The following is a 13,451-nucleotide window of genomic DNA, read 5'->3' as shown; positions in this document are numbered from 1 at the left end:
TTATCCTGTAAATCCCGTCCATTAATTCTTTTATGACAGACACAAGTGCCCTCACGGCAGAAATCATCGAGCAGCTTCTCGAAGAGTGGCTCGAGGTCGAGTTCACCTTCCTTCACGTCGAGGAAATAGCCTCGTCCATCGCGGCACTGCGGCGCGACGAGCAGGATTTCCTGCTCAACTGGATCAGGCGCATCGCCACCACCCACATCCAGATCGCCTACCAGTTCGCACTGCGCGCCCCGGATCTTCTCACCCACATGGAGCGGCGCCTGATCGAGGCATGGGCACTGCATGCCATGGACACCTACGACCGCGCGGGGATATCACCCGCCGTGCGGGTCATCAAGGATGTAATAAATTTCACCCGCCTCAGCCATGAACGAACCGCCGGGGTGGTGTTCGAGGATGTCGGCGGCGTCATGCTCAATTTCGTGCATGGCCTGTCCGGCAGACGTCTCAAGCTGGAGCAGGGAGAAGCCGTCTTCACCGACAGTGAAACCCTCTTCCTGCCCGCCGTCATCGCCCGCATGCCATCGGTCGCGGACAATTTTGTGCTGTGCAAGGCCATGGTGGCGATGATGTGGGCCCAGACACGTTTTGGCAGCTTTCGCACCCAGCTCCCCGAACTGCTCAATGCCTATGAAGATGCCGCGCGCGCGCTGAAACACTTTCAGGCACTTGAAACCCTGCGCTTGCAGGCTTGCATCGCACGCGAGCTGCCCGGCCTCTACCGCGAAATGCAGCGGCTGCGGGCAGAGCTGCATGAAACGCTCCCGGCTTCATGGCAGCATTTTGCCCAGGAACTGGCACAAGCCGATGCCACGGCCGATGACAGCTTGCGCCTGCTAGCCAGGGCCTATGCCGATCCAGCGGCTCCTCCGGATATATGTTTCCAGGGTGAGCTGCGCCCGGATGCCGTCGCCAAGTGCATGGCGGCGCGAGTGGCCAAGGAAAAGATTTTGCTAAGGGTGAAGCTGGCACAACTGGAACAGGAGCTGAAGAAACACCGCCCGGACGAGACCAAGGACCGGCCAGCGCAGTTCGGCCTGACTGAAAAACCGGCTACCGAACCCGGCCTGACCGCCCTGGAACTCACGCTGGATGGCGCCCCGATCGCCCCGCCGGAGGAGGTACGCCAGCTGCTTACCTCGATCCAGCTCGATCTCGGCGAAATTCCGCCCGAATACCTGTTCGCCGCCGGGCCGGGCGAATACGACCCGCGCCTGTACGAGGAAAAGCCCGCCGACCCGGACGAGGTGTGGCAGGGCACCTATCATGAAGAAGGCGCCTCGCTCTATCCGGAGTGGGATTATGGCCGTCAGCACTACCGCAAGAACTGGTGCGTGATGCGCGAAAAAGACGTGTTGCCGGTCCATGATGGTTTCCGCGAGGCCACGCTGGAGAAATACAGCGGCCTGGTGAAACACCTGCGCAAGACCTTCGAAGCCATGCGCGACGAGAACCGTCTCCTGAAGCGCCAGGCCTACGGCGACAACGTGGATATCGACGCGCTGGTGGAAGCCCTTGCCGATGCCCGCGACGGCAGCGAAATGAGCGAGCGCCTGTTCATGCGCATGCACCGCAGCGAGCGCAACATCGCGGTGATGTTCATGGTGGACATGAGCGGCAGCACGCGCGGCTGGATCAACGATGCCGAGCGGGAATCGCTGATTTTATTAAGCGAAGCGCTCGAAACCCTGGGCGACCGCTACGCCATTTACGGTTTTTCCGGCACCACCCGCAAGCGTTGCGAACTGTTTCGCATCAAGCGTTTCGATGAGCCCTATAACGAGGAAGTAAGAGCGCGCATCAGCGGCATCCGCCCGCAGGAATACACCCGCATGGGCTTTGCCATCCGCCATCTGACCAGCGTGCTGAATGAGGTCGAGGCGCGCACCAAGCTGCTGATCACGCTTTCGGACGGCAAACCGGACGACTACCACGACAACTATCGCACCCAGTATGGCATCGAGGATACCCGCAAGGCCCTGCAGGAAGCGCAGCGCAGCGGCATCCACCCATTCTGCATCACCCTTGACGAAAAAGCGCGGGACTACCTTCCCCACCTTTATGGCGCAGTCAATTACACCGTGATCGACGAAGTCAACAAACTGCCGTTCAAGGTCGCGGATATTTACCGGCGATTGACGACCTAGCCAATTCTGATTAACTTGTAACCCTGATAGATACCAAGGAATAAAAATGCGCTTTATATGGTTTCCACTGCTTGCCGCCCTGTTATTTTTTTCTGCCTCGGCCCAGGCCAGTGGCGGAGGCTCCAAGGAAGGTGGCGCTTCGTCATACGCCAAACTGGAGACCTTCACCGTCAACTTGCAGGGATTGACGCAATATCTACAGGTCGATATGTCACTCAAGGTAGCCGACCCCAAAATAAGCGAATCCATCAAGGGTTGGAGTCCCGTCATTCGCCACGAGCTTATTCTTGTACTCAGCAGCCAGAGTAGCGAAGAACTGGCGACGCTGGCCGGCAAGAAAAAAGTGATGGGCCTGATCAAGACTGCCGTCAACAAGGTACTGAAGCTGGATGCCAAGGAAGGCGTGACGGATGTCCTGTTCGAATCTTTCGTGATTCAGTAATTCCGGCCCAAAACACCCAATCTGCACCATACACCGGGCAGCATGCCCGGTTTTAGTGCGCAGGCACCACGAATAAGCCCTCAAAAACAACAATAGCCATTTTAAATCAAAAGGCTATATAAATGGCATGCCTTTTGCTTCTACACTGGAAATCCTTGTTCATGGATCATCCAAAGGAGCACATGATGTCCGACCGTTTCAATCTTCTTGATTTCTCCAAAGCCAACATCCGCACCCTTCACCTGACCTGGCTGGCCTTCTTTGTCAGCTTCATGGTGTGGTTCGCGCATGCGCCCCTGATGCCCTTCATTCGTGAAGCATTGCAGCTGACGGATCTTCAGACCAAGGTACTGCTGATACTCAACGTCACCATGACGATTCCGGCGCGCATCCTGGTCGGCATGCTGGTTGACCGTTATGGGCCGCGCATCCTGTTTTCGGCCATCCTGATCCTGGGCGGCATCATCAGCATGGCCTTTGCCCTGGCCGAGAACTTTCAGCAACTGGCGCTGTTGCGCTTTCTCTCCGGCTTTGTCGGCGCGGGTTTCGTGGTCGGAATCCGCATGATCTCGGAATGGTTTCCCGCGCGTCAGACCGGCGTCGCCCAGGGCATTTACGGCGGCTGGGGCAACTTCGGCTCGGCTGGCGCGGCAGGCCTGCTGCCCATCATCGCCGCCAGCGTGGGCGGCCCCGATGGCTGGCGCTATGCCATCGCCCTCACCGGCCTGATCGCCATTGCCTACGGCATCCTGTTCTACTGGAAGGCGCGCAACACCCCCAAGGGCTCGACCTACTTCAAGCCCAAGAAAACCGGCGCACTGGAAATCACCAGCGGATTCGATCTCGCGCTGTACATCGTGATGAACATCCCCATGTATCTGGCGCTGGGGATACTGACCTGGAAGCTTTCCCCCTCCGGCATGAAACTGCTGGGTCAAACCACGGTTTACCTCATCTATGCCGCCCTGACCCTCACCTACCTGGTTCAGGTGTGGAAAATCTGGCAGGTGAATGCCCATGTGCTGAAACAGCCCGTGCCTGAGCTGCAACGCTATTCCTTCACCCAGGTCGCGATCCTCGACCTGGCCTACATGGTGACATTCGGCACCGAACTGGCCGTGGTTTCCATGCTGGCGCTGTTCTATGTCGACATGTTCGCCCTGGACAAGGTCGTCGCTGGCCTGCTGGCCGGCTCCTACGCCGTCATCAACCTGGTTGCCCGCCCGGCCGGCGGTCTGCTGAGCGACAAGTTCGGCCGCAAGATCACGCTCATCATCGTTTTCGTCGGCATCGCGCTGAGCTTCATGGCACTGAGCAATGTCAGCAAGGAATGGAGCCTCCCCATGGTGGTACTGGCCGCCACCTTTGGCGGCATCTTCTCCAAGGCCGGATCGGGCGCGGTGTATGCCATGGTGCCCCTGATCCAGCGCCGCCTGACCGGCCAGATCGCCGGCATGACCGGCGCTTACGGCAACGTGGGGGGCGTGTCCTTCCTTACCGTGCTGGCCATGGTCTCCACCCAGACCTTCTTCCTGGTGATCGGCATTACCGCGGCCGTTGTGCTGTTGTTCATCGCGGCCTTCCTGCGCGAGCCAAAAGGACACATGACCGAAGTCCTGCCGGATGGCACCGTGCAACTGATCGAAGTACACTGATTGTAGAAAAAACCAGTTAACCACGGAGCTCACGAAGAACACGGAGTAAAGGCCATGGATTGCATGTTTCTTGGCATTCACCGGTCGGGCGAGAGCCAAAAATGCATTCTCCGTGCCCTCTGTGTTCTCCGTGGTTTCAAACCATGGCTGCTGTGGGAGTACACATGAGTCAAACCCTGACCATCCGCCTGGGGCAGCATTCGATTGCCGGCATCAAGCCGCAGAACGAGGATTTCCACGGCGCCCTGGTTCCCACGGATGCGACGCTGGACAGCAAGGGCATCTGTGTCGCCATCGCCGACGGGGTCAGCGCCAGCGAAGGCGGGAAGGATGCCAGCCAGATCGCGGTACGCCAGTTCCTGGACGATTACTACAGCACGCCCGATTCCTGGTCGACCAAGCATGCGGCGACCAGGGTGCTGGGGGCGCTCAACCTGTGGCTCTACAACCAGGGGCAGAAGCTCTACGGCGGCAATTGCGGGCTGGCGACCACCTTCAGCGCCATCGTGCTGAAATCCCGCACCGCCCACCTGTTCCATGTCGGCGACAGCCGCATCCATCTGCTGCGCGATGGCCGCCTGGAATGCCTCACGCGAGACCATCGCGTACATTTCGGCGACAAGAGCGATTATCTGGCCCGGGCGCTGGGCATCGATGCGCGCCTCGATATCGACTACCACACCCGCGCCCTGCAGGCCGGCGACTGCTTCATTCTGACCACGGATGGCGTGCACGACGTCCTTCGCGCGGAAGGCATGGAGCAAATTCTCGCAGCCTGCCCCGGCGATCCGCAGAAACAGGCCGAGGCACTGGTGGTCCAGGCCTTCAGCCAGGGCAGTCAGGACAACATCACCTGCCAGGTGCTGTGCATCGAAACATTGCCGCAGGCCGGCAAGGACGAATTCCTCGAACAGCTGACCCGCCTGCCCTTCCCGCCCGACCTCAAGGCCGGCCAGGTGCTGGATGGCTACCGCATCCTGCGCGAACTCAACGCCACCTCGCGCAGCCAGGTCTATCTGGCGGAAGACACGCTGGATCCGCAGGCCAGGAAGGTGGTCGTCAAAACCCCCTCGCAGAATTACAACGACGATCCGCTTTACATCGAACAGTTCCTGCACGAGGAATGGGTGGCAAAGCGGCTGGATTCGCCACACCTGATCAAGGTCTGCGACCGCGCCGCGCGGCCGCGCACCTTTCTCTACAGCGTGGTCGAATACATCGAGGGCCAGACCCTGCGCCAGTGGATGCGGGACAATCCCGATCCCGGCACCGGCCGCGTGCGCGCCACGGTGGACCAGATTGCGCGCGGCCTGCGTGCCATGCACCGGATGGAAATGATTCACCAGGACCTGAAGCCGGACAACATCCTGATCGACCGCAACAACACCCTGAAAATCATCGATTTCGGTTCCACCCGCATCGCCGGGCTGGCCGAGATACAAAGCGCGCTGGAGCACAACCATATCGCCGGCACGGCAAGCTACTCGGCGCCGGAATACTTCAGGGGCGAACCGGGCAGCGATCGCTCGGACATCTTCTCGCTAGGCGTGATCGCCTATGAAATGTTCACCGGCCAACTGCCCTACGGCGAAATCACCCCCGAGCGGGCCGCGCGGAAAAAATTCACCTACACCCCGGCACGGCTGCACAATCCCGCCATTCCGGACTGGGTGGATGCCGCGCTGGAAAAGGCCACCCACCCCCACCCCAACCGGCGCTACGAGCTCGAATCCGAATTCGTCGCCGACCTGACCCGCCCCAACCAGAGCCTGCTCAACGAAGGACGCAGCCGCCCCCTGCTGGAACGCAACCCGCTGGGTTTCTGGAAAGGACTGTCGCTGATCCAGCTGGTGTTGATTGTGGTGCTGGGATATTGGCTGCTTACAGGTACGCTCAGTGCTTGAACTTCCGCTTGACCGGAAGTGATGGTTGAATCGCCCCGGATTCATAGCCAGTTTTGCACCTTGATTAAGAGGTAGGTACTATCCGGCTTCGCCCACTCAAGAGAAGCAATCCCCGAATGCAAAAAGAAGTCAAAGAGAAGCCCAAATACGCCGTCGTTGCGGCCGTGCAACTGCCGAACGTGAGCGACGTCGAGTTCGAGGCATCGCTGGCCGAGCTGCGCGATCTGGCAAAGACACTGGGTTTCGAGATCACAGCCACCTTCATGCAGAAGCGCTCCAGCTTCGACACGACGGCCTACCTGGGTGCAGGGAAGAGGGAGGAGATACGCGAATTCGTGGACAGCGCGCCAGCGCCTGTCACCTTCGAGCATACGCCACAGGCCGCCGCCGACCCTGACGCCGGCAAGATCGACGTCATTTTCGTCGATCACGAAATCTCGCCGTCGCAGGCGCGCAACCTCGAAATCGAGGCCGGCTGCGAGGTGATGGACCGCACCATGGTCATCCTCGAAATCTTCCACCGCCACGCCAGTTCCCGCGCCGCGCGCGCGCAGGTGGAAATCGCCCGCCTCGGTTACATGGCGCCGCGTCTGCGCGAGGCGGCAAAACTCGCCGGGCCGCAAGGGCGGCAGCGCAGCGGCGCCGGCGGCCGCGGCGCTGGCGAGTCGCACACCGAGCTGGACAAACGCAAGATCCGCGACCGCATCGCCGAGTTGCAGCTTGAGATCGCGGCGATGGAAGTCGAGCGCAAGACGCAGCGCGCGCGGCGGCAGGAGCGCCAGGGAATCGCCAACGTGGCGCTGGTCGGCTACACCAACGCGGGAAAGTCCACCCTGATGCGCGCGCTCACCGGCAGCGAGGTGCTGGTCGAAAACAAGCTCTTCGCCACGCTCGACACCACCGTGCGCGCCCTCCAGCCCGAGAGCAGGCCGCGCGTGCTGGTCAGCGACACGGTCGGCTTCATCAAGAATCTGCCGCACGGTCTCGTCGCCTCGTTCAAATCGACGCTCCAGGAGGCACTTGACGCATCGCTGCTGCTCCACGTCATTGATGCAAGCGATCCCGGGTTCGAGCGGCAGCTAGAGGTCACCGACAAGGTGCTTGACGAAATCGGCGCGAAGGACGTGCCGCGCATCCGCATCTTCAACAAGATCGACCATGTCGGCACTGCGGAGGCGCAAGCCGAACGCGAAGCGGCGCTGCGCGCGCAGTACCCCGATTGCATGGTGATGAGCGCGCGCCGCACGGGCGATGTTGCAGAACTGCGCGAGGCAATCGTCGCGTTTTTCCAGCAGGGCCTTGCGGAAGCCGAGCTTTTCCTTCCCTGGTCGGCACAGCAACTGCGCGGCGAAATCTTCGCCAGTTGCGAGGTGCTGGAGGAGCGCGCCGACGGTGAAGGCGCGTTCCTGCGCATTCGCGGCGAAAGCGAGGCTGTGAGAAGCCTGTGCGAGCGGCTCGGCCAGGCCTGAATTTTCAAACCTGCAGAAACACCACGCCCTCTTCCACCTTGACGGGATAGGTGCCGACGCAGCCCTCGTCCGGGGCCTGCGCCATACCGTCCTCGAAGCAGATATTCATGCCGTGCAGCGGGCAGGTGACGGTGTTGCCGGAGACGATGCCCTGAGACAGCGGGCCTCCCTTGTGCGGGCATTTGTCGTTCATGGCGAAGACTTCATCGCCAGCGTTGCGAAACACCGCGATTTCCTTGCCATCATGGCGCACCACACGCGCACCACGTTGCGGAAACTCGCTAAGGGGCGCGATTCTGATCCAGTTGCTCATTTGAAACTCCTGTGTATTAAGCTGAAAAGTTTGATTTACCACGGAGGACACGGAGAGCACGGAGAAAAAACCATGTAAAACAAAGGAATGTTTTCCTTCGTGCGCTCCGTGTCCTCCGTGGTTCAATCCGGTTTCATCAAACCGAGATAACCTCGAATTCGTGTTTGGCGACGCCTTCCGTGGCTCTTTCCTTCCACGGATCCTTTTCCACCGAAAGGGCGTAGAGCAGGCGCTGATAGAGCGCCTTGCGGCCGGCTTCGTCTTCCAGCACGCGCTTTTTCACGTAATCCATGCCCACGCGCTGGATCCAGTGCACGGTGCGGTCGAGATAGCGGGCTTCCTCGCGGTAGGCCTGGATGAAGGCGCCAGTGTATTCCAGCACCTCCTCTGGAGTTTTGACCTTGACCAGGAACTCGGCAACCTCGGTCTTGATGCCGCCGTTGCCGCCAACGTGAATTTCCCAGCCGGAATCCACAGCAATGATGCCCACGTCCTTGATGGCGGCCTCGGCGCAGTTGCGCGGACAGCCGGAGACGGCGAACTTGACCTTGTGGGGCGCCCACATTTTCCAGAAGGCTTTTTCCAGGTCGATGCCCATCTGGGTGGAATCCTGTGTGCCGAAGCGGCAGAACTGGCTGCCGATGCAGGTTTTCACCGTGCGCAGCGCCTTGCCGTAGGCATGGCCGGAGGGCATGTCCAGGTCGGCCCACACGCCGGGCAGGTCTTCCTTCTTGATGCCGAACAGGTCGATGCGCTGGCCGCCGGTGACGCGGATCATCGGCACTTCGTACTTGTCCGCCACGTCGGCGATACGGCGCAGGTCGGCGGCGGTGGTCTTGCCGCCCCACATGCGCGGCACCACGGAATAGGTGCCGTCCTTCTGGATGTTGGCATGCACGCGCTCGTTGACGAAGCGCGACTGGGCATCGTCCCTGGCCTCGCCTGGCCAGGTCGAGATCAGGTAATAGTTGAGCGCCGGGCGGCAGGTGGCGCAGCCATCCGGGGTGCGCCATTCGAGGAATTTCATGGTGTCCGGGATGGACAGCAGCTTGTGGTCCCGTATCGCGGCACGCACTTCATCGTGGGTGCGCTCGGTGCAGCCGCACACCGGCTTGACCGCCGGCGTGGCGGAGTAGTCGCCGCCAAGGGTGGAGGAAAGGATCTGCTCCACCAGGCCGGAGCAGGAGCCGCAGGAACTGGCGGCCTTGGTATGCTTCTTGACGTCGTCCAGGGTGAAGAGACCCTTTTCCTTGATGGCCTTGACGATATCGCCCTTGCACACGCCGTTGCAGCCGCACACTTCCATTTCATCGGTCATCGCGGCGGCCTTGTTCTGGCCGGCATGACCGCCGTCGCCGAGATTGCTCTGGCCGAACATGAGGTGGTCGCGGATATCCGAAACGTTGCGCCCTTCGCGCAACAGCTGGAAGTACCAGGCGCTGTCCACGGTATCGCCATAAAGACAGGCGCCCACCAGCTTGTTGTCCTGAATCACCAGCTTCTTGTACACGCCACCCACCGGATCGGACAGCACGATATCCTCGGTTTGCCCGCCACCACCGAAATTCCCGGCGGAAAACAGGTCGATACCGGTGACCTTGAGCTTGGTGGACGTGACCGAACCCACGTAGCGGCCGATGCCCATTTCCGCCAGGTGATTGGCGCACACCTTGGCCATTTCGAATAGCGGCGCCACCAGGCCGTAGGAGGTACCGCGATGGCTGACGCATTCACCGATGGCGTAAATGCGCGGGTCGTAGGTCTGCATGGTGTCGTTCACCACGATGCCGCGGTTGCAGTGGATGCCGGCAGATTCCGCCAGGGCGGTGTTGGGACGGATACCCACGGCCATCACCACCAGGTCGGCGGGGATTTCGCTGCCATCCTTGAAGCGCACGCCCGCCACACGGCCATCATTGCCAACGAGCAGTTCGGTCTGCTTCTGCAGCAGAAACCTGAGCCCCTTTTCTTCCAGTGATTTTTGCAGCAGTCTGGCGGCGGTTCGGTCGAGCTGGCGTTCCATCAGCCATTCCCCGATATGGATTACGGTTACGTCCATGCCGCGCAGCATCAGGCCGTTGGCCGCTTCCAGGCCGAGCAGGCCGCCGCCGATGACCACCGCGTGCTTGTGCTTGCCGGAGGCGTCGATCATGGCATCCACGTCATGGATGTCGCGGAAGCCGATCACGCCGTCCAGATCGTTGCCGGGCACCGGCAGGATGAAGGGATTGGAGCCGGTGGCCAGGATCATCCGGTCATATTCGGCGCTGGTGCCGTCTTCCGCATATACCACGCGGTTCTTGCGGTCGATCCTGTTGATCTTCTTGTTGAGATGCAGGGTGATGCCGTTATCGCGGTACCAGTCCACATCATTGAGCATGATGTCCTTGATGGTCTGCTCGCCGGACAGCACGGGGGACAGCATGATGCGGTTGTAGTTGCCGTGCGGCTCGGCGCCGAAGACCGTGATGTCGTACATGTCCGGTGCAAGCTTGAGCAATTCCTCAAGCGTGCGTACCCCGGCCATGCCGTTGCCTACCATCACCAGTTTGATTTTCTTCATCAGTGTTTCTCCAGAAATATTAAGCCTGAATAATCCTTTAGGTCGTAGGTCGGGCTTTAGCCCGACATGTCGGGTTGAAACCCGACCTACAACTCGACTGTGGATCACTAGAGCAAACACCGTGCCAACTATTTAATACATTGTTTTAAAATGTATTATTTAAAATCCGCCGAACTTGATGGGAAACGCATGCACTCAAAGCAATCGCGCCAGGCTGTTCATGCCCTGATTTGGGGCGGAGACAGGTGCCGACTCCCCCAGCATGCGTTTCAGCTCGGGCAGGCATGAGCCGCATTCCGTGCCACAGCGAAGCCCAGCTTGCAGGGCGGCAAGATCGCTGCCCTTGCTGATTGCAGCGCGGATTTCCTTTTCCGATACATTCCTGCAGTTGCATACGATTTTTCCGCGCGTGACCCCGCCCACCGGGGGCGTGTTCACCGGCGCCAGGGCCCACAAACGGATCTGCTCGAAGGGCAGGCCCGCGGCGATCATCTCCTTGAGCCAGTCGCGCGCCAGCGTTTCCCCGGTGAGCCTGGCTCCGATCACCTGGCCCTGATCGACCAGGATGCGCTTGGAAATACCGCGCCTGACATCGTCATAACGGATGGTGGCATCAGGATCATCCAGTCCCAGCAGGCGATCCAGCTGCTCGACCAGGGCAGGATCGACCGGTGCGTCTCCGGCCACGCGCAGCACCAGCACCGGCTCATCCTGCCCGAACAGCCCCAGCGAAGCATGCTGAAAACGCGCCAGCAGCGCCTGCACACGCGGCATCAGCGCAAGCGCGCCATGCCGCCGCAGCGCCACCATCTGCCAGGTGTAGGGCAGCTTCTCGATGCTCACCGCGGCATGCTTGAGTTCCGGCTGGAACGACACCGGGTCAACCGCCGGGGCCGTCAAGGCATTGGCGCCAGGCGTGCTCATGAAGCGGCTGCCCCAGTGCATGGGCAGGAACACCTGGGCCGGCTGCATTTCCGCCGAGGCCTGCACGCGCACCGTGCAGCTGCCGCGCCTGCTTGAAACCCGCGCCACGTCGCCGTCCTTCAGGCCGCGCAGGCGCATATCGGCAGCGTTCATCGCCAGCACCGGCTCTTCGGCATGGCTGAACAGGCGCGCCACCGTGCCGGTGCGCGTCATGCCGTGCCACTGGTCGCGCAAGCGGCCGGTGTTCAGGTGAAACGGAAAGCGGGCATTGGTTGGCTCTGCCACGCCCTGGTAGCGCACATTCGCAAACCGGGCTTTACCCGTGGCGGTGGGGAATACGCCATCGCCGTACAGGCGCGCCTTGCCGCCGGATTCGCCTTCCCTGAACGGCCACTGCTGCGGGCCGCGCTCATCCAGCAGGCGGTAGGACAGGCCGCTGATGTCCAGATCGCGGCCGCGCGTGCTTGCGCGGTGCTCGTTGAAAACGTCCTCCGCACAGGCGTAGGGAAACAGTCCCGGCCCGGCAGGGTGTTTGAGCTTGACGCTCAGGCGCCGCGCGAAATCGCTGGCAATTTCCCAATCAGGCCTCGCCTCGCCGGGCGGAATGCGGGCCGGGCGAACATGGCTGATACGCCGTTCGGAATTGGTCACCGCGCCTTCCTTCTCGCCCCAGCTCGCGGCGGGCAGCAGCAAGTCGGCATAGGGAACGGTTTCGCTGCTGCGGTAGGCTTCCTGCAGGATGACGAATTCGGCACGTTCCAGCGCTTCCCGCACCCTGCCCTGATCGGGCATGGAAAGCGCCGGATTGGTGCACACGATCCAGATCGCCTTGATCTCGCCCTGCCGCATGGCCTCGAACATCTCCACGGCGGTTTTTCCCGGGCGTTCGGGAATGCTGTCCACGCCCCATAGCCTGGCCACCTCGGCCCGATGTTGCGGGTTGGCCAGATCCCGGTGCGCGGGCAGCAGGTTGGCCATCCCCCCGACTTCGCGCCCGCCCATGGCATTCACCTGGCCGGTGAGGGAAAACGGGCCGGCGCCGGGCTTGCCGATCTGGCCGGTGGCCAGGTGCAGGTTGATCAGCGCGGCGTTCTTGTCCGTCCCGTGGATGGACTGGTTCAGGCCCTGGCAATACAGCGACAGGCTGGCGCCCGATTCGCCGAACCACCTGGCAGCCTGAATGATGTCGCGCGCCGGGATGCCGCAAATATCCGCAACGCTTTGCGGCGTGTATTCGCGCACAGTGTCCTTGAGCGCCTCGAAGCCCTCGGTGTGAGCGCGGATGAAATCCATATCTGCCAGCCCCTCCCACAGCAGCACGTGCAGCATGGCATTGAACAGCGCCACGTCCGTGCCGGGCAGGATGGGCAGGTGCAGGTCTGCGGCGGAGGCAGTATCGGTGCGGCGCGGGTCGGCCACGATGATTTTCAGGCCGGGATTGGCCTGTTTGGCGGCCTCGATGCGGCGAAACAGGATGGGATGGGCATAGGCGGTATTGGAACCGGCGATGAAAATGCAGTTTGCCTGTTCGATATCCTCGTAGCAGGCCGGCGGCGCATCCATGCCCAGCGTCTGCTTGTAGCCCGCCACGGCGGACGACATGCACAGGCGGGAATTGGTGTCGATATTGTTGGTGCCGATCAGCCCCTTGGCCAGCTTGTTGAAGGCGTAATAATCCTCGGTCAGCAGCTGCCCGGAAACGTAGAACGCCACGCTGTCCGGACCATGCGCGCGGATAATCCCGGCCAGACGGCCGGTGGCATAATCCAGCGCCTCGTCCCAGCCCAGCCTTTGGCGCGCGGATTCACGTTCCAACCGCAGTTCCGGATAGAGCGCCCGGGTATCGGTCACGGCCGAGCGGTGCAGATTGGCGCCCTTGGTGCAGAGACGCCCGTAATTCGCCGGATGATCGGGGTCGCCGCGCACCTCGACAATTTTGCCCCTATCCGCGCTAATGATGACCCCGCAGCCGACACCGCAGTAACAGCAGACTGATTTGACTTCTTTCATCGCCAATTTCTCCGA

Annotated in this window: 8 protein-coding genes; 5 read left to right on the top strand and 3 right to left on the bottom strand. The window is 61.3% G+C overall.

Annotated elements, in window-relative coordinates:
* The first annotated feature begins 32 nt into the window (after positions 1-32).
* From WC392_13330 to hflX, 5 genes are all read left to right on the top strand, one after another.
* Positions 33-2,156, top strand: a complete 2,124-nt coding sequence (locus WC392_13330; GenBank protein MFA5243346.1) for a nitric oxide reductase activation protein — start codon at positions 33-35, stop codon at positions 2,154-2,156.
* 46 nt (positions 2,157-2,202) lie between these two features.
* Positions 2,203-2,598 (top strand): flagellar basal body-associated FliL family protein, encoded by a 396-nt coding sequence (locus WC392_13325; GenBank protein ID MFA5243345.1) that lies wholly within the window; start codon positions 2,203-2,205, stop codon positions 2,596-2,598.
* Between the two features lie 161 nt (positions 2,599-2,759).
* The gene (locus WC392_13320; protein ID MFA5243344.1) at positions 2,760-4,253 is read left to right on the top strand and encodes an MFS transporter; all 1,494 of its coding nucleotides are present in this window, start codon (positions 2,760-2,762) and stop codon (positions 4,251-4,253) included.
* A gap of 164 nt (positions 4,254-4,417) precedes the next feature.
* Positions 4,418-6,157, top strand: coding sequence for a bifunctional protein-serine/threonine kinase/phosphatase (locus tag WC392_13315; GenBank protein MFA5243343.1), 1,740 nt, complete (start codon positions 4,418-4,420; stop codon positions 6,155-6,157).
* 116 nt (positions 6,158-6,273) lie between these two features.
* Entirely contained in the window at positions 6,274-7,626 is a 1,353-nt protein-coding gene (gene hflX / locus WC392_13310; protein MFA5243342.1) for a GTPase HflX, read from the top strand.
* 4 nt (positions 7,627-7,630) lie between these two features.
* Here the strand turns inward: hflX and nirD are convergent, their stop codons facing one another.
* The 3 genes from nirD to WC392_13295 form a co-directional block, all read right to left on the bottom strand.
* Entirely contained in the window at positions 7,631-7,939 is a 309-nt protein-coding gene (gene nirD, locus WC392_13305; protein MFA5243341.1) for a nitrite reductase small subunit NirD, read from the bottom strand.
* A 136-nt stretch (positions 7,940-8,075) separates the two neighbouring features.
* Positions 8,076-10,502 (bottom strand): nitrite reductase large subunit NirB, encoded by a 2,427-nt coding sequence (nirB, locus tag WC392_13300; GenBank protein ID MFA5243340.1) that lies wholly within the window; start codon positions 10,500-10,502, stop codon positions 8,076-8,078.
* 195 nt (positions 10,503-10,697) lie between these two features.
* Entirely contained in the window at positions 10,698-13,436 is a 2,739-nt protein-coding gene (locus WC392_13295; protein ID MFA5243339.1) for a molybdopterin-dependent oxidoreductase, read from the bottom strand.
* Positions 13,437-13,451 lie beyond the last annotated feature (15 nt).

Source organism: Sulfuricella sp., assembly GCA_041651995.1.
Lineage (GTDB): Bacteria > Pseudomonadota > Gammaproteobacteria > Burkholderiales > Sulfuricellaceae > Sulfurimicrobium.
Note: the sequence above shows the minus strand (reverse complement) of the source record. Positions and strands in the feature narration are given on the sequence as shown.

Bases quoted from the DNA above. Each gene is read 5' to 3' on its own strand.
- WC392_13330 (MFA5243346.1), top strand. From the start codon at position 33: ATGACAGACACAAGTGCCCTCACGGCAGAAATCATCGAGCAGCTTCTC.
- WC392_13325 (MFA5243345.1), top strand. From the start codon at position 2,203: ATGCGCTTTATATGGTTTCCACTGCTTGCCGCCCTGTTATTTTTTTCT.
- WC392_13320 (MFA5243344.1), top strand. From the start codon at position 2,760: ATGGATCATCCAAAGGAGCACATGATGTCCGACCGTTTCAATCTTCTT.
- WC392_13315 (MFA5243343.1), top strand. From the start codon at position 4,418: ATGAGTCAAACCCTGACCATCCGCCTGGGGCAGCATTCGATTGCCGGC.
- hflX (MFA5243342.1), top strand. From the start codon at position 6,274: ATGCAAAAAGAAGTCAAAGAGAAGCCCAAATACGCCGTCGTTGCGGCC.
- nirD (MFA5243341.1), bottom strand. From the start codon at position 7,939: ATGAGCAACTGGATCAGAATCGCGCCCCTTAGCGAGTTTCCGCAACGT.
- nirB (MFA5243340.1), bottom strand. From the start codon at position 10,502: ATGAAGAAAATCAAACTGGTGATGGTAGGCAACGGCATGGCCGGGGTA.
- WC392_13295 (MFA5243339.1), bottom strand. From the start codon at position 13,436: ATGAAAGAAGTCAAATCAGTCTGCTGTTACTGCGGTGTCGGCTGCGGG.